At 60.3% G+C, this 14,890-nt stretch carries 21 protein-coding genes; all 21 read left to right on the forward strand.

The genetic code is table 11. The features are described from left to right. The first annotated feature begins 71 nt into the window (after positions 1-71). On the forward strand, positions 72-4,226 hold the full coding sequence (gene rpoC / locus ACR42D_RS06235) for a DNA-directed RNA polymerase subunit beta' (protein WP_484565986.1): 4,155 nt from the start codon (positions 72-74) through the stop codon (positions 4,224-4,226). A 216-nt stretch (positions 4,227-4,442) separates the two neighbouring features. Continuing rightward, positions 4,443-4,814, forward strand: a complete 372-nt coding sequence (gene rpsL / locus ACR42D_RS06240) for a 30S ribosomal protein S12 (RefSeq protein ID WP_014324023.1) — start codon at positions 4,443-4,445, stop codon at positions 4,812-4,814. Positions 4,815-4,912: 98 nt separating this feature from the next. Next, positions 4,913-5,383: a 30S ribosomal protein S7 gene (gene rpsG, locus ACR42D_RS06245; protein ID WP_484565987.1), complete on the forward strand. Its 471-nt coding sequence runs from the start codon at positions 4,913-4,915 to the stop codon at positions 5,381-5,383. A gap of 15 nt (positions 5,384-5,398) precedes the next feature. Next, positions 5,399-7,474, forward strand: a complete 2,076-nt coding sequence (gene fusA / locus ACR42D_RS06250) for an elongation factor G (protein ID WP_484565988.1) — start codon at positions 5,399-5,401, stop codon at positions 7,472-7,474. A gap of 131 nt (positions 7,475-7,605) precedes the next feature. Then, complete coding sequence (rpsJ, locus tag ACR42D_RS06255; protein WP_014324026.1) at positions 7,606-7,926, forward strand: 30S ribosomal protein S10; 321 nt, start codon at positions 7,606-7,608, stop codon at positions 7,924-7,926. 10 nt (positions 7,927-7,936) lie between these two features. Beyond that, positions 7,937-8,569: a 50S ribosomal protein L3 gene (rplC, locus tag ACR42D_RS06260; protein ID WP_484565989.1), complete on the forward strand. Its 633-nt coding sequence runs from the start codon at positions 7,937-7,939 to the stop codon at positions 8,567-8,569. Positions 8,570-8,581: 12 nt separating this feature from the next. Then, positions 8,582-9,202, forward strand: coding sequence for a 50S ribosomal protein L4 (gene rplD, locus ACR42D_RS06265; protein ID WP_484565990.1), 621 nt, complete (start codon positions 8,582-8,584; stop codon positions 9,200-9,202). Further along, entirely contained in the window at positions 9,202-9,495 is a 294-nt protein-coding gene (gene rplW / locus ACR42D_RS06270; RefSeq protein WP_014324029.1) for a 50S ribosomal protein L23, read from the forward strand. The genes rplD and rplW overlap by 1 nt, the downstream gene beginning before the upstream one ends. Positions 9,496-9,497: 2 nt before the next feature. Beyond that, positions 9,498-10,328 (forward strand): 50S ribosomal protein L2, encoded by an 831-nt coding sequence (rplB, locus tag ACR42D_RS06275; RefSeq protein ID WP_484565992.1) that lies wholly within the window; start codon positions 9,498-9,500, stop codon positions 10,326-10,328. An 11-nt stretch (positions 10,329-10,339) separates the two neighbouring features. Continuing rightward, the gene (gene rpsS / locus ACR42D_RS06280; protein WP_014324031.1) at positions 10,340-10,609 is read left to right on the forward strand and encodes a 30S ribosomal protein S19; all 270 of its coding nucleotides are present in this window, start codon (positions 10,340-10,342) and stop codon (positions 10,607-10,609) included. Between the two features lie 12 nt (positions 10,610-10,621). Further along, positions 10,622-10,954, forward strand: a complete 333-nt coding sequence (gene rplV, locus ACR42D_RS06285) for a 50S ribosomal protein L22 (protein ID WP_484565993.1) — start codon at positions 10,622-10,624, stop codon at positions 10,952-10,954. A 1-nt stretch (position 10,955) separates the two neighbouring features. Next, on the forward strand, positions 10,956-11,597 hold the full coding sequence (gene rpsC / locus ACR42D_RS06290) for a 30S ribosomal protein S3 (RefSeq protein ID WP_484565994.1): 642 nt from the start codon (positions 10,956-10,958) through the stop codon (positions 11,595-11,597). Continuing rightward, entirely contained in the window at positions 11,597-12,010 is a 414-nt protein-coding gene (gene rplP / locus ACR42D_RS06295; RefSeq protein ID WP_071546621.1) for a 50S ribosomal protein L16, read from the forward strand. Before rpsC ends, rplP begins: the two co-directional genes overlap by 1 nt. A 1-nt stretch (position 12,011) precedes the next feature. Beyond that, positions 12,012-12,203, forward strand: a complete 192-nt coding sequence (gene rpmC / locus ACR42D_RS06300) for a 50S ribosomal protein L29 (protein WP_071546623.1) — start codon at positions 12,012-12,014, stop codon at positions 12,201-12,203. Positions 12,204-12,206: 3 nt separating this feature from the next. Continuing rightward, positions 12,207-12,473, forward strand: coding sequence for a 30S ribosomal protein S17 (gene rpsQ / locus ACR42D_RS06305; protein ID WP_371387309.1), 267 nt, complete (start codon positions 12,207-12,209; stop codon positions 12,471-12,473). 18 nt (positions 12,474-12,491) lie between these two features. Beyond that, a complete protein-coding gene (rplN, locus tag ACR42D_RS06310) occupies positions 12,492-12,860 on the forward strand; it encodes a 50S ribosomal protein L14 (protein WP_066805540.1) in 369 nt (122 codons plus the stop codon). A gap of 10 nt (positions 12,861-12,870) precedes the next feature. Further along, positions 12,871-13,191: a 50S ribosomal protein L24 gene (rplX, locus tag ACR42D_RS06315; protein WP_071546625.1), complete on the forward strand. Its 321-nt coding sequence runs from the start codon at positions 12,871-12,873 to the stop codon at positions 13,189-13,191. Positions 13,192-13,199: 8 nt separating this feature from the next. Then, positions 13,200-13,739 (forward strand): 50S ribosomal protein L5, encoded by a 540-nt coding sequence (gene rplE, locus ACR42D_RS06320; RefSeq protein WP_071546627.1) that lies wholly within the window; start codon positions 13,200-13,202, stop codon positions 13,737-13,739. Between the two features lie 11 nt (positions 13,740-13,750). After that, positions 13,751-13,936 (forward strand): type Z 30S ribosomal protein S14, encoded by a 186-nt coding sequence (locus tag ACR42D_RS06325; protein WP_014324040.1) that lies wholly within the window; start codon positions 13,751-13,753, stop codon positions 13,934-13,936. A gap of 15 nt (positions 13,937-13,951) precedes the next feature. Further along, positions 13,952-14,335: a 30S ribosomal protein S8 gene (gene rpsH / locus ACR42D_RS06330; protein WP_071546629.1), complete on the forward strand. Its 384-nt coding sequence runs from the start codon at positions 13,952-13,954 to the stop codon at positions 14,333-14,335. Between the two features lie 12 nt (positions 14,336-14,347). Further along, positions 14,348-14,884: a 50S ribosomal protein L6 gene (gene rplF / locus ACR42D_RS06335; protein WP_484565995.1), complete on the forward strand. Its 537-nt coding sequence runs from the start codon at positions 14,348-14,350 to the stop codon at positions 14,882-14,884. Positions 14,885-14,890 lie beyond the last annotated feature (6 nt).

Raw genomic sequence — 14,890 nt, forward strand, 5'->3', positions numbered from 1 at the left:
AAGGTAATTGGCCCGGCCGGCCGCTTGCGGTCGGCCGGGCATGAGATAACATTTTACGATAGGGGATATCCATGACGTTGGACGATCTGTTCACCTTACGTGGAGCGCCGAATGCGGCTGCACAAGGCCGTAACCTGAAGGCTATCCAGATATCCATAGCTGCGCCCGAAACCATCCGGGAGTGGTCCTACGGTGAAGTCAAGAAACCGGAGACCATCAACTACCGGACCTTCAAACCGGAACGGGACGGCCTGTTCTGCGCCAAGATTTTCGGCCCGGTGAAGGACTACGAGTGCAACTGCGGCAAATACAAGCGCATGAAGCATCGCGGCATCGTCTGCGAGAAGTGCGGCGTCGAGGTCATCGCCTCCAAGGTCCGCCGCGAGCGCATGGGCCACATCGAACTGGCCGCGCCCGTGGCGCACATCTGGTTCCTGAAGACGCTGCCGTCCAAGATCGGCACGCTGCTCGACATCACCATGGCCGACCTGGAAAAGGTCCTGTACTTCGACTCGTTCATCGTTCTTGATCCGGGCGAGACCCCGCTCAAGAAGCACCAGGTCGTCAGCGAGGACCAGTACTTCCAGGTCATCGACCACTTCGGCGAGGACGCCCTGACCGTGGGCATGGGCGCCGAGACCGTCCGGACCATGCTCCAGGCGCTCGATCTGCCGACCCTGCGCACTGACTTGCGCGAGGAGTCCCAGACCACCCGGTCCCAGACCAAGAAGAAGAAAATCACCAAGCGGCTGAAGATCGTCGAGGCCTTCCTCGAGTCCGGCAACAAGCCCGAGTGGATGATCATGGAAGTGATTCCCATCATCCCGCCCGAGCTGCGCCCGCTGGTCCCCCTGGACGGCGGCCGTTTCGCCACCTCGGACCTCAACGACCTGTACCGCCGCGTCATCAACCGCAACAACCGCCTGAAACGGCTGCTTGAGCTCGGCGCGCCCGAGATCATCATCCGCAACGAGAAGCGCATGTTGCAGGAGGCCGTGGACGCGCTGTTCGACAACGGCCGCCGCGGCCGGGCCATCACCGGCACCAACGGCCGCCCGCTCAAGTCGCTGTCCGACATGATCAAGGGCAAGCAGGGCCGGTTCCGCCAGAACCTGCTCGGCAAGCGCGTCGACTACTCCGGCCGTTCGGTCATCGTGGTCGGCCCCAAGCTGAAGCTGCACCAGTGCGGCCTGCCCAAGAAGATGGCGCTCGAGCTGTTCAAGCCGTTCATCTACTCCGAGCTGGAGAAGCGCGAGATCGCCACGACCATCAAGTCCGCTAAGAAGATGGTCGAGCGCGAAGACCTGGTCGTCTGGGATATCCTGGAGGACGTGGTCCGCGAATACCCGATTATGCTCAACCGCGCCCCGACCCTGCACCGCCTCGGCATCCAGGCCTTCGAGCCCACCCTGGTGGAGGGCAAGGCCATCCAGCTGCACCCGCTCGTCTGCTCCGCCTACAACGCGGACTTCGACGGCGACCAGATGGCCGTGCACGTGCCGCTGTCCGTCGAGGCGCAGATCGAATGCCGCGTGCTGATGATGTCGTCCAACAACATCCTCAGCCCGTCCAACGGCTCGCCGATCATCAACCCGTCCCAGGACATCGTCCTCGGACTGTACTACCTGACCACGCCGCGTTCCTTCGAGAAGGGCGAGGGCATGATCTTCTCGAGCCCCGAGGAAGTCATCTCCGCCTACGACTTCGGCGCGGTCGGCATCCACGCGCGCATCAAGGTGCGCATGGACGGCGAGATCCACGAGACCACCACCGGCCGCATCATCGTTTCCGAGCTGCTGCCCGAAAAGGTCCCGTTCGAGCTGGTCAACTGCGTGCTGAACAAGAAGAACATCGCCGCCCTGGTCTCCGGCGCCTACCGTCTGGCGGGCACCAAGGCCACGGTCATCCTGTGCGACCGCATCAAGGACCTCGGTTACGAGTACGCCACCCGCGCCGGTGTGACCATCGGCGTCAAGGACCTCAAGATCCCGGCCAGCAAGCCCAAGATGCTGGCCACGGCCAACGCCGAAGTGGACGAGATCGAGAACCAGTTCCAGGACGGCATCATCACCCGTACCGAGAAATACAACAAGATCGTCGACGTCTGGACCAAGGTGACCAACGACATCTCCAACGAAATGATGCAGGAGATGTCCACCGACGTGCTGACCGATCCCAAGACCGGCAACACCGAGGTCAACTCGAGCTTCAACCCCATCTACATGATGGCCACCTCCGGCGCTCGAGGCAACCAGGACCAGATGCGGCAGCTGGCCGGCATGCGCGGTCTGATGGCCAAGCCTTCGGGCGAGATCATCGAGACCCCGATCACCGCGTCCTTCCGCGAAGGTCTGTCCGTCCTGCAGTACTTCATCTCCACCCACGGCGCACGGAAAGGCCTGGCCGACACCGCGCTCAAAACCGCGAACTCCGGTTACCTGACCCGCCGTCTGGTCGACGTCGTCCAGGACGTGACCGTGTCCGAGCTGGACTGCGGCACCGTGGACGGCCTGGAGCTGACTCACTACATCAAGGGCGGCGAGATCAAGCAGCGGCTGGCCGAGCGTGTCCTGGGCCGCGTGACCATGTTCGACACCTACGACGAGGAGACCGGCGAGCTGGTCATCCCGTCCAACACCATGATCGATGCGCAGTACGCCAAAAAGCTCGACGCCTCCGGCGTGAACTCCATCGTCATCCGCTCCGGCCTGACCTGCAAATCCAAGCAGGGCGTCTGCGCCATGTGCTACGGACGCGACCTGGCCCGAGGCCACCTGGTCAACGTGGGTGAGACCGTCGGCATCATCGCCGCGCAGTCCATCGGCGAGCCCGGCACCCAGCTGACCATGCGTACCTTCCACATCGGCGGTACCGCATCCAAGGAAATCGAATCCTCCAGCATCGAGTCCCAGCACAACGGCCGCGTGATCACCTCGCGCATGCGCACCGTCGCCAACTCCGACGGCGACAAGATGGTGCTCGGCAAGAGCTGCCAGGTCGGCATCGTGGACGAGCAAGGCCGCGAGCGCGAGAAATACGTGCTTCCGTCCGGCGCGCGTCTGCTGGTGGACGAGGGCCAGGAGGTCAAGAAGGGCACTCCGCTGGCCGAATGGGATCCGTACATGGAGCCGTTCATCGTCGACGTGTCCGGTACCATCAAGTTCAAGGACATCATCGAAGGGAAGACCGTCCAGGAGGACCGTACCTCCAAGGCGTCCTTCACCATCATGGAATACCGTACGACCAACTTCCGTCCGGCCGTCACCCTGCTGGGTGAGGACGGCTCCCCGGTGAAGCGGCCCGGCACCGATATCGATGCCAACTTCGCCATGCCCGTGGGCGCCATTCTCATGGCCAAGGACGGCGACACGGTCCGCGCCGGCGACGTCATCGCGCGTAAGCCGCGTGAATCCTCCAAGACCAAGGACATCGTCGGCGGTCTGCCGCGCGTCGCCGAGCTCTTCGAGGTGCGCAAGCCCAAGGATCTGGGCGTTGTCTCGTCCATCGACGGCATCGTCACCTTCGGTTCCGAGACCAAGGGCAAGCGCAAGGTCGTGGTCACTCCCGAAACCGGCGACGCCCAGGAATTCCTGATTCCCAAGGGCAAGCACATCACGGTTCAGGAGTCCGACTTCGTCGAGGCCGGCGACCTGCTGACCGAAGGCTCCCCGGAGCTGCACGACATCCTGCGGATCAAGGGCGAAAAGCACCTGGCCCGCTACCTGGTCGAAGAGATCCAGGACGTGTACCGCTTCCAGGGCGTCAACATCAACGACAAGCACATCGAGATCATCGTCAGGCAGATGCTCAAGAAGGTCTCGATCCTGAACCCCGGCTCCACCTCCTTCCTCATAGGCGAGCAGGTGGACAAGCTGCGGTTCATGGAGGAGAACGCCAAGGTCGCGGCCGAGGGCGGCAAGCCCGCAGTGGCCGAGACCCTGGTCCTGGGCATCACCCAGGCCTCCCTGTCCACGGACTCCTTCATCTCGGCCGCCTCGTTCCAGGAGACCACCAAGGTCCTGACCGAGGCCTCCCTGAAGGGCAAGACCGACTACCTGCACGGTCTGAAGGAAAACGTCATCGTCGGCCGGTTGGTGCCCGCCGGTACCGGATTCCGCAAGTACACGGACTCCGAGATCAGCGTGCCCGACCAGCCCGAGCGCCCGGACAAGTTCCTCGAGGAGCTGGAGGAAAGCCCGCTCCTGGTGGACGTTCCGTCGGTGTAATGCAGCCGAAATTAATAACTCGGCCGCGTTTGATATAACTGTTTGAAAAAGTTGGAGAGGCGTCGCCTCTCCAACTTTTTTGCCGGTCCGGACCCGAAAGTACGCGCGCTCGTCGGGCGAAATGCCTTGACAACGTTTGAGCGAATGGGGTACTTGCGGTCCTCTTTGCGCATGATTTGCGCACAGGTATCGTATTAACTAATGATTGGAGGATGAATGCCCACCATTAACCAGCTCATCCGTAAAGGCCGCGAAGCGCAGCCCAAGCGGAAGAAAACCCCGGCCCTGATGGAATGCCCTCAGCGTCGAGGCGTTTGCACCAGGGTGTACACCACGACCCCGAAGAAGCCGAACTCCGCGCTTCGTAAGGTCGCCCGCGTGCGCCTGACCAACGGCATGGAAGTCACCGCCTACATCGGCGGTGAGGGCCATAACCTGCAGGAACACTCCGTGGTTCTGATCCGTGGCGGCCGTGTAAAGGACCTTCCCGGTGTCCGTTACCACATCGTTCGCGGTACCCTCGATACCTCCGGTGTCGACGATCGTCGCCGCGGCCGTTCCAAGTACGGCACCAAGCGCCCGAAATAAGGTTATAGCTTTATTCGCAATGCCCGGGGTGGGATGACAAAGTAGGGCGGAGGCTGCCCGAAATAATGTCCCCCCGGCCGAAATTCAAGGAGAAAAAAATGCCTCGTAAAGGTCCTGTCGCCAAGCGGCAGATCCTGCCGGATCCTGTATACGGCAGCAAGCTCATCACCCGCTTCATCAACCGTCTGATGCTGGACGGCAAGAAGTCCACTGCGGAAAGAATTTTCTACAAGGCCATCGAAATCCTGGCCGAGAAGACCAACGAAGATCCGTTGCGCGCCTTCGAGAAGTGCCTGGAAAACATCCGTCCGGCCCTGGAGGTCAAGTCCCGCCGTGTCGGCGGCGCCACCTACCAGGTGCCCATGGAAGTCCGTCCCGACCGCCAGACCGCCCTGGCCATCCGCTGGGCCATCGGTTACGCACGCGGCCGCGGCGAGAAGGGCATGGTCGCCCGCCTGTCCGGCGAACTGCTGGACGCTTTCAACAACCGTGGCGGCGCCGTTAAGAAGCGCGAAGACACCCACAAGATGGCCGAAGCCAACAAGGCTTTCGCTCACTACCGTTGGTAGTCACGGAGTAGTAAAGTGGCGAGACAAGTACCCAGAGACAAACAGCGCAATATTGGTATCATGGCCCACATCGATGCGGGCAAGACTACCACTACCGAGCGAATCCTGTTCTACACCGGCGTGTCCCACAAGATCGGTGAGGTCCATGACGGCGAAGCCACCATGGACTGGATGGTTCAGGAGCAGGAACGCGGCATCACTATCACGTCTGCCGCGACCACCTGCTTTTGGCGCGAACACCGCATCAACATCATCGACACCCCGGGCCACGTGGACTTCACCATGGAAGTCGAGCGCGCCCTGCGCGTGCTGGACGGCGCCATCGCCGTCTTCGACTCCGTGGCCGGCGTCGAGCCCCAGTCCGAGACCGTGTGGCGCCAGGCCGACCGCTACAAAGTGCCCCGCATGGCCTTCGTCAACAAGATGGACCGCATCGGTGCGGACTTCTTCCGTTGCGTCGACATGATGAAGACCCGCTTGGGCGCCAAGGCCGTTCCTCTCCAGCTGCCCATCGGGGCCGAGGACGACTTCGAAGGCGTCGTCGACCTGATCGAGGGCAAGGCTTACATCTATGATCATAAGGATCATGGTGCCAGCTTCACCACCACCGAGGTTCCTGCCAACCTCCAGGACCAGTACGAAGAGATGCGCGCCGAGATGATCGAAGCCATCGCCGAGGAGGACGAAAGCCTTCTCGAGAAGTACATGTCCGACGAGCCCCTGACTCCGGAAGAGATCCGCGAGGGTGTGCGCAAGGCGACCACGAACCTGAGCATGTGCCCCGTGCTGTGCGGCACCGCGTTCCGCAACAAGGGCGTGCAGCCGCTGCTCGACGCCGTCGTCGACTACCTGCCCAGCCCCCTGGACGTCGTTGTCATGAAGGGGACGGACCCGAAGGACCCCGAGACCGTCATCGAGTGCCCCTGCGACGATGACGAGCCTCTGGCCGCGCTGGCCTTCAAGCTCATGACCGACCCGTTCGTCGGTCACCTGACCTTCCTGCGCCTCTACTCCGGCAAGATCGAGTCCGGCGCCACGTTCATGAACGCGGCCACCGGCAAGAAGGAGCGCATCGGTCGTCTGTTGAAAATGCACGCCAACAAGCGTGAGGAAATTAAAGAGGCATACGCCGGCGACATCGTTGCCGCTGTCGGCCTCAAGAACGTGGCCACCGGCGATACCCTGTGCGACCTCAAGCGCGCTGTGGCTCTGGAGTCCCTGGACATCCCCGAGCCGGTTATCGAAGTGGCCATCGAACCCAAGACCAAGGCAGACCGCGACACCCTGTCCGCCGCCCTCGTCAAGCTGGCCAAGGAGGATCCGTCCTTCCGCGTCAAGGGCGACGAGGAGACCGGACAGACCCTGATCGCCGGAATGGGCGAGTTGCACCTCGAGATCATCGTTGACCGCCTGCTGCGCGAGTTCAACGTGAACGCCAACGTGGGCGCCCCCCGCGTTGCGTATCGGGAGACCATCTCCGCGCCGAACAAGGTCGATGTCAAGCATGCCAAGCAGTCTGGTGGTCGTGGTCAGTACGGCCACGTCGTCCTCGAAGTCGAGCCGAACCCCGAGAACGGCTACGAGTTCGTCGACGAGATCAAAGGCGGCGTGATTCCCAAGGAATACATCCCCGCCGTGGACAAGGGCATCCAGGATGCCATGAAGAACGGCATCTCGGCCGGATTCCCGGTCGTCGATGTGAAGGTCAAACTGGTCTTCGGCTCCTACCATGAAGTCGACTCCAGCGAGCAGGCCTTCTACATTGCCGGTTCTCTGGCCATCAAGGAAGCCTGCAGAGGCGCCAAGCCGGTACAGCTCGAGCCGATCATGTCGGTGGAAGTGGTCACCCCCGAGGACTACCTCGGCGACGTCATGGGCGACTTGAACGGCCGTCGCGGCCGCGTGGGCGAAATGGAAGCCCGCACGGGCGTGCAGGTCATCCGGTCCTTCGTGCCGCTGTCCGAGATGTTCGGTTACGCCACGGATCTTCGTTCGAAGACCCAGGGCAGGGCGACCTTCACCATGCAGTTCGACCACTACGAGAAGTTGCCGAACAACTTGGCCGAAGAATTGATGAAAGGAAACGACTAAACGTAGAGCCTAGGATTTTCCCTTTGCTTGACAGTGCGGCGGTGCGGGTGTACTCAACCCGACCGCTGCACAGTTCGGCGCCTTTTTCTTTTCGGGCGCGGTAAAGATAAATCCTTTGAGGAGAAAGCACTATGGCTGCTTCGATGGCGAGCGATCGCATCAGAATCAAACTGAGAGCATACGATTACCGTATTCTGGACAAGGCTGTCACCGAGATCGTTGACACCGCCCGGAATACCGGTGCGGCTATTGCCGGCCCCGTGCCGCTGCCCACCGACATTCATCGTACCACCGTCCAGAAATCCGTTCACGTGGACAAGAAGTCCCGCGAGCAGTTCGAAATGCGCATTCACAAGCGTCTTCTGGATATCCTTGAACCCACTCAGCAGACTGTTGACGCCCTGGGCAAGCTTTCCTTGCCCGCCGGTGTGGACGTCGAGATCAAGCTCTAGGAGTATAGTTATGGCTAAGACTCTCGGATTGCTTGGCAGAAAGCTGGGCATGACCCGCATTTTCAAGGACGATGGTACCATCTGCCCCGTGACCGTTATCGAGGCGGGACCCTGCCCGGTCATGCAGATCAAGACCACGGACAAGGAAGGCTACAACGCCCTGCAGCTCGGCTACGATTCCGTGCCCGAGCGCAAGGTGAACAAGCCCATGAAAGGCCACATGGCCAAGGCCGGCAAGGACCTGTACCGCCACCTCAAGGAATTCCCCCTCGAGGTCGTGGAAGGGTACGAACTGGGTCAGGAAATCACCGTCGATATCTTTGCCGCCGGTGAAAAGGTCAAGGTTACCGGTACCTCCAAGGGTAAGGGTTTCCAGGGCGTCATGAAGCGTCACAACTTCGCCGGCTCCCGCGCTTCCCATGGTGCCGAAAAAGTGCACCGCGTTCCCGGCTCCGTCGGTAACGCGACTTTCCCCGGCCGTGTCTGGAAGGGCAAGAAGATGCCCGGCCAGATGGGTAACGCGCGCGTGACCTTGAGCAACGTGGAAATCGTCGATGTCAGGCCCGAGGACAATGTCCTCCTGGTCAAGGGCCAAGTGCCCGGCCCCAACAACGGCCTCGTGATGATCCGCAAGAACGGCTAAGAGGTATACGACATGGCAAAAATTCAAGTTGTAGATCAGAATAACAAGAAGGTTGGCGATTTCGAGCTGGCCCCCGAGGTTTTCGAGGTGGAGATCATGCCCGAAATCCTCAACCAGGTCGTCCGGGCCCAGCGCGCTTCCCAGCGGCAGGGCACCCACGCCACCAAGACCCGCGGTCTGAAATCCGGCGGCGGCCGCAAGCCGTGGCGCCAGAAGGGCACCGGTCGTGCCCGGGCCGGCTCCACCCGTTCGCCCCTGTGGCGCGGCGGTGCCGTCCTCTTCGGACCCCAGCCCCGCGACTACGCCTTTAAGGTCAACAAGAAGGTGCGCAAACTGGCCCTGAAGATGGCCCTGTCCTCCCGCGTCTCCGAAGAGAAGATGACGGTGGTCAAGTCCATCGATCTCCCTGAGATCAAGACCAAGGCCTTTGCCGAAGTCGCCCAGAACCTCGGCCTGAACAAGACCCTGATTGTCGCCAAGAACGCCGACAAGAATCTGGAGATGTCCGCAAGGAACATGCCCCACATCAAGGTCATCGAAGCCGACAAGCTGAATGTTTACGACGTGCTGCTGTACCCCGAGCTGGTTATGCTCGAGTCCGCCGCCCAAGACGTTCAAGAGAGGTTGAAGTAATGGATTATTCGAAAGTCCTGCTCAAGCCTGTGGTCTCCGAGAAGGCCAACGAGGCAAAGGAGCAATCCAATCACGTCTCTTTTTACGTCCACCCCGATTCCAACAAGATCGAGGTGAAGAAGGCCGTTGAAGCAGCCTTCGACGTCAAAGTCGAGTCCGTGAATATCGTGGCCAAGAAAGCCGCTCCGCGCAAGCGCATGGGCCGCCTGACCGGTGGACGCGTCCCCGGGTACAAGAAGGCCTACGTCAAGCTTGCCGCCGGCGATAAAATCGAAATCTTCGAAGGAGTGTAACCATGGCAACCCGTAAGCTGAAGCCTACTTCTCCGGGCCGCCGGTTCCAGACCATCTCCGATTTCGCGGAGATCACCCGGACCACTCCCGAGAAGTCGCTGACCAAAGGTCTGACCAAGAAGGCCGGACGCAACAACAACGGTCGCGTGACCATGCGTCGCCGTGGCGGCGGCAACAAGTCCCTGTACCGCCTGATCGACTTCAAGCGGAACAAGCTTGGCGTGCCCGCCAAGGTGGCCGAGATCGAATACGATCCGAACCGCAGCGCCCGCATCGCCCTGCTGCATTACGCGGACGGCGAGAAGCGCTATATCCTGGCCCCTGTCGGCCTGAATCAGGGCGACGTCATCACCGCCGGTGAAGGCGCCGACATCAAGCCCGGCAACGCCATGGCTCTGATCCAGATCCCGACCGGTACCATCGTGCACAACATCGAGCTGTACCCGGGCAAGGGCGGCCAGTTCTGCCGCGCCGCCGGCACCTACGCCCAGCTCATCGCCAAGGAAGGCAAGTACGCGCTTCTGCGCATGCCCTCCGGCGAGGTCCGCAAGGTCCTGGCCACCTGTTGCGCCACCATCGGTCAGGTTGGAAACATTCATCACGAGAACATCAAGATCGGTAAGGCCGGACGGAATCGTTGGCTTGGCCGTCGCCCGAAGGTCCGTGGTGTGGCAATGAACCCGATCGATCACCCGCTGGGTGGTGGTGAGGGCCGCAGTTCCGGTGGTCGCCATCCGGTGTCCCCGTGGGGTACCCCGGCCAAGGGCTACAAGACCCGGAACCGCAAGAAGGCTTCTTCGAAGCTCATCGTCAAACGCCGCGGCCAGAAGTAGGAGTATAACCAATGCCTAGATCTCTTAAAAAGGGCCCGTTCCTGGACGGTCACCTGATCAAGAAAATCCAAGTGGCCGCCGAGAATCAGGACCGCCGCGTGATCAAGACCTGGTCCCGCCGTTCCACGATCGTCCCCGAGATGGTCGGTATGACCTTCGCCGTCCACAATGGCCGGAAGTTCATCCCCGTGTTCGTGACCGAAAATATGGTCGGTCACAAGCTGGGTGAATTCTCCCCGACCCGCACCTACTTCGGCCACGTTGCCGACAAGAAGAAGTAGGGGGAGCACATTATGGAAGCCAAAGCAGTTGCCAAGTTCATCCGTGTGTCTCCGCGCAAGGCGCGCATCGTCGCCGAGAACATCAAGGGCAAGGGTGTCGAAGACGCTCTGAACATCCTCCGGTTCACCCCGCAGAAGCCCGCCGACATTCTCAGCAAGGTGCTGTACTCCGCCGTTTCCAACGCGGAGCAGATGCCCGGCGTCGACGTCGACTCCCTGATCGTCCACTCCGTGGTCGTGAACGAGGGTCCCACCTGGAAGCGTATCAAGCCGCGCGCCATGGGCCGCGCCTATCGCATCCGGAAGCGCACCAGTCACATCACCATCGTAGTCAAGGAACAGTAGTATGGGACAGAAAGTACATCCTTACGGTTTTCGTCTGGGGTATAACAAGAACTGGCTGTCCCGCTGGTACAGCAAGAAGGACTACCCGGCGTTCGTCTTCCAGGACGACCAGGTCCGCAAGTTCGTCAAGAAAAAACTGTATCAGGCCGGCGTTTCCCGCATCGAGATCGAGCGGGCCGGCGGCAAGATTCGCCTGATCATCCACACCGCGCGTCCCGGTATCGTCATCGGCCGCAAGGGTGTAGAGATAGAAAAGTTGCGTGAGGAATTGCGCAACAAGTTTCAAACCGAGTTCACCATTGAGGTCAACGAGATCCGTCGACCGGAGGTTGAAGCTCAGCTCGTAGCTGAGAACATTGCCCAGCAGCTCGAACGTCGAATTGCCTTCCGCCGTGCCATGAAGCGTACGGTGGGCCTTGCCAGGAAATTCGGCGCCGAGGGTATCAAAGTCGCTTGTGCCGGCCGTCTGGCCGGAGCTGAAATCGCTCGCGGCGAATGGTACCGTGATGGGCGTGTGCCCCTGCACACCCTTCGTGCCGACATCGACTACGGTTTCGCCGAGGCGTCCACCACGTACGGCGTGATCGGAGTCAAGGTCTGGATCTTCAAGGGTGAGATTCTGGACAAAGAGGTACAACAGTAATGCTTGCTCCAAAAAGAGTTAAATTCAGAAAATGGCAGAAAGGCCGACTCAGAGGCAAGGCCCAACGGGGTAACATGGTGTCCTTCGGCGATATCGGGCTGAAGGCATTGGAGCACGGAAAGATCACCAACCAGCAGATTGAGTCCGCTCGTGTCGCCATCATGCGCCACATCAAGCGCGGCGGTAAGGTCTGGATCCGCATCTTCCCTGATCACCCCACCACCTCCAAGCCCGCGGAAGTCCGCCAGGGCAAGGGTAAAGGCGCTCCCGACGGTTGGGTCGCGCCGGTGAAACCGGGCCGTATCATGTACGAAGTGAAGGGCGTTGACATCGAGCTTGCCAAGGAAGCCCTCAAGCGCGCTTCCTACAAGCTGCCGATCAAGACGGCCATCGTTGTGAAGGAGGGTCTGTAAGATGACTTCCAAAGAACTTCGTGAACTGGACGACGCCAAACTGGCTGAGAAACTGAATGAATCCCGCCACGAGCTGTTCTCCATGCGCTTCAAGCATGCGACCGCTCAGCTGGAAAACACTCAGGCTCTCTCCGGCGTCAAGAAGACCATCGCCCGTATCCTGACTATTCAGCGGGAACGACAGGGAGCGTAAGAAATGGCTGAGTTCAAATACCAAGGCAACAAGCGCCTGCTCACCGGTCTGGTCGTCTCCGACAAGGCCGACAAGACCATCGTCGTCCGCGTCGAGACCCTGGTGAAGCATCCGCTGCTGAAGAAGTACATCCGCCGCCGCAAAAAGTTCATGGCCCACGATCCGGCCAACGACTGCGGTGTCGGCGATACGGTCCAGATTGTCGAGTCGAGGCCCATGTCCAAGCGCAAGCGCTGGCACCTGGTGAAGATCCTCGAAAAAGCCGTCTAGGGATTAGGAGGAAATCAAATGATTCAGGTTGAATCCAATCTCGACGTGGCTGACAACTCCGGAGCCAAGAAGGTCGCCTGCATTAAGGTGCTCGGCGGTTCCAAGCGCCGTTACGCCAGCGTCGGAGATATTATCGTAGTGTCCGTCAAGGAGGCCATGCCCCATTCCAAGGTGAAGAAGGGCTCGGTCATGAAGGCGGTTGTCGTCCGCACCAAGAAGGAACTCGGTCGTCCCGACGGTTCCTACATCAAGTTCGACAACAATTCCGCCGTGCTGCTCAACAACAACATGGAGCCTGTCGGGACCCGTATCTTCGGTCCCGTGGCCCGTGAGTTGCGCGCTGCCGGTTTCATGAAGATCGTTTCCCTCGCTCCCGAGGTTCTGTAAGGAAATGACGATGAAGACTAAAATCCGTAAAGACGACAAGGTCATGGTCATCGCCGGGAAGGACAAGGGAAAGGTCGGTAAGGTCTTGAAGATCCTCAAGAAGCAGGACAAAGTCCTGGTCGAGAAGGTCAATATGGTCCAGCGCCATACCAAGGCCAACCCGTATGCCCAGCAGCCCGGCGGCATTATCGAGAAGGAAGCCCCTATCCATGTATCCAATGTGGCTATCGTGTGCGACGCCTGCACCAAGCCCACGCGGGTAGGGTACAAGAAGACTGAAGACGGCAAGAAGGTGCGCTTCTGCAAGAAGTGCAACGAGACCTTCAAATAGGTATCAGTATGACACGTCTCGAAAAGTTGTATAACGAAAAGGTCGTCCCCGAGCTCCAGAAGGAGTACGGTTACACCTCGTCCATGGAGATCCCGCGAATGACGAAGATCTCCCTGAACATCGGTCTCGGTGCAGCCAGCCAGAACAGCAAGCTGATCGAAGCCGCCGTCGAGGAATTGACCGCCATCGCCGGCCAGAAGGCCGTGGTCACCCTGGCCAAGAAGTCCATCGCCCAGTTCAAGCTGCGCGAGGGCCAGCCGGTCGGTTGCCGCGTCACCCTGCGCGACGATGCCATGTGGGACTTTTATGACAAGCTCGTGAGCTTCGCACTGCCTCGGGTCCGCGACTTCCGCGGCATTCCCGATCGCGGTTTCGACGGTCGCGGCAACTTCACCCTTGGCATCAAGGAACACACCATCTTCCCCGAGCTCGACATCGACCGCGTGGAACTGGTGAAGGGCATGAACGTGACCGTGACCACCACGGCCAAGACCGACAAGGAAGGCAAGACCCTTCTTGACCTCCTTGGCATGCCCTTTAAAAAGTAGGAGGACGGAAAGTGGCCAAAACAAGCTTACGCGTTAAGGCAAGCCGCAAACCCAAGTTCAAGGTCCGCGCTTACAATCGGTGCCCGATTTGTGGCCGTCCTCGGGCTTTTCTGAGGCGGTACGGAATCTGCCGTATTTGCTTCCGCAACAAGGCTCTCGCCGGCGAACTGCCCGGCGTCCGCAAGGCGAGCTGGTAATTAAGGAGAAATGAAATGGCTGTTGTTGATCCTGTAGCCGACATGTTGACCCGCATCCGGAATGCGTACGGCGCCTATCATACCGCTGTCGCAGTGCCGACTTCCAAGATGAAGTCCTCCATCGCGGGTATCCTGAAGGAAGAAGGTTATATCGCCGACTACGCTGTCGAGGACAGGGACATCAGTATTACGCTCAAGTACGCTGACGGCAAACCGCTGATTACTGGCCTGAAGAAGGTCAGTAAGCCCGGTCGCCGCGTGTACGTTGGTGCTTCTGATATCCCCCGTGTCCAGAACGGCATCGGTATTTGTATCGTGTCCACCTCCAAAGGGCTGCTTGAAGGCGCCAAGGCCAAAGAGGCCAACGTCGGCGGCGAGCTGCTCTGCGAAATCTGGTAAAGAGGTTCCGTTATGTCTCGTATAGGAAAGAATCCCATCGACATCCCCTCGGGTGTCGAGGTGTCTGTCGGAGCCTCCGAAATCCAGGTCAAGGGTCCCAAGGGAACCTTGGCTACCCCGGTCGATCCGGCCGTGGCGTATAAGATCGAGGATGGCAAGGTGTATGTCTCCCGCGTGGATGATTCCCGCCAGGCGCGCGGTCAGCACGGTCTTCGTCGGACCCTGCTCGCCAACTGCGTGGACGGCGTGACCAAGGGCTTTACCAAGACCCTGGAAGTCATCGGCGTCGGATACAAGGTGTCCGTGCAGGGCAAGAAAGTCGTTCTGGCCGTCGGGTATTCCCACCCGGTGGAGTTCGACCTGCCCGCCGGTCTGGAGGCCAAGGTGGAAGGCGCCAAGCTGACCATCGAGGGCATCGACAAGCAGCTTGTCGGTGAAATTGCGGCCCAGATCCGTCGTGTGCGTCCGCCCGAACCCTACAAGGGCAAGGGCATCAAGTACCTCGACGAGATCATTCGCCGCAAGGCCGGTAAGTCCGGTTCCAAGTAGGGGTAT

Source organism: Pseudodesulfovibrio sp. lm2024, assembly GCF_051175575.1.
Lineage (GTDB): Bacteria > Desulfobacterota > Desulfovibrionia > Desulfovibrionales > Desulfovibrionaceae > Pseudodesulfovibrio > Pseudodesulfovibrio caledoniensis.

What these genes read in the sequence shown, in the direction of transcription:
- rpoC (WP_484565986.1), top strand. Translation starts at nt 72, where the DNA reads ATGACGTTGGACGATCTGTTCACCTTACGTGGAGCGCCGAATGCGGCT.
- rpsL (WP_014324023.1), top strand. Translation starts at nt 4,443, where the DNA reads ATGCCCACCATTAACCAGCTCATCCGTAAAGGCCGCGAAGCGCAGCCC.
- rpsG (WP_484565987.1), top strand. Translation starts at nt 4,913, where the DNA reads ATGCCTCGTAAAGGTCCTGTCGCCAAGCGGCAGATCCTGCCGGATCCT.
- rpsJ (WP_014324026.1), top strand. Translation starts at nt 7,606, where the DNA reads ATGGCTGCTTCGATGGCGAGCGATCGCATCAGAATCAAACTGAGAGCA.
- rplC (WP_484565989.1), top strand. Translation starts at nt 7,937, where the DNA reads ATGGCTAAGACTCTCGGATTGCTTGGCAGAAAGCTGGGCATGACCCGC.
- rplD (WP_484565990.1), top strand. Translation starts at nt 8,582, where the DNA reads ATGGCAAAAATTCAAGTTGTAGATCAGAATAACAAGAAGGTTGGCGAT.
- rplW (WP_014324029.1), top strand. Translation starts at nt 9,202, where the DNA reads ATGGATTATTCGAAAGTCCTGCTCAAGCCTGTGGTCTCCGAGAAGGCC.
- rplB (WP_484565992.1), top strand. Translation starts at nt 9,498, where the DNA reads ATGGCAACCCGTAAGCTGAAGCCTACTTCTCCGGGCCGCCGGTTCCAG.
- rpsS (WP_014324031.1), top strand. Translation starts at nt 10,340, where the DNA reads ATGCCTAGATCTCTTAAAAAGGGCCCGTTCCTGGACGGTCACCTGATC.
- rplV (WP_484565993.1), top strand. Translation starts at nt 10,622, where the DNA reads ATGGAAGCCAAAGCAGTTGCCAAGTTCATCCGTGTGTCTCCGCGCAAG.
- rpsC (WP_484565994.1), top strand. Translation starts at nt 10,956, where the DNA reads ATGGGACAGAAAGTACATCCTTACGGTTTTCGTCTGGGGTATAACAAG.
- rplP (WP_071546621.1), top strand. Translation starts at nt 11,597, where the DNA reads ATGCTTGCTCCAAAAAGAGTTAAATTCAGAAAATGGCAGAAAGGCCGA.
- rpmC (WP_071546623.1), top strand. Translation starts at nt 12,012, where the DNA reads ATGACTTCCAAAGAACTTCGTGAACTGGACGACGCCAAACTGGCTGAG.
- rpsQ (WP_371387309.1), top strand. Translation starts at nt 12,207, where the DNA reads ATGGCTGAGTTCAAATACCAAGGCAACAAGCGCCTGCTCACCGGTCTG.
- rplN (WP_066805540.1), top strand. Translation starts at nt 12,492, where the DNA reads ATGATTCAGGTTGAATCCAATCTCGACGTGGCTGACAACTCCGGAGCC.
- rplX (WP_071546625.1), top strand. Translation starts at nt 12,871, where the DNA reads ATGAAGACTAAAATCCGTAAAGACGACAAGGTCATGGTCATCGCCGGG.
- rplE (WP_071546627.1), top strand. Translation starts at nt 13,200, where the DNA reads ATGACACGTCTCGAAAAGTTGTATAACGAAAAGGTCGTCCCCGAGCTC.
- rpsH (WP_071546629.1), top strand. Translation starts at nt 13,952, where the DNA reads ATGGCTGTTGTTGATCCTGTAGCCGACATGTTGACCCGCATCCGGAAT.
- rplF (WP_484565995.1), top strand. Translation starts at nt 14,348, where the DNA reads ATGTCTCGTATAGGAAAGAATCCCATCGACATCCCCTCGGGTGTCGAG.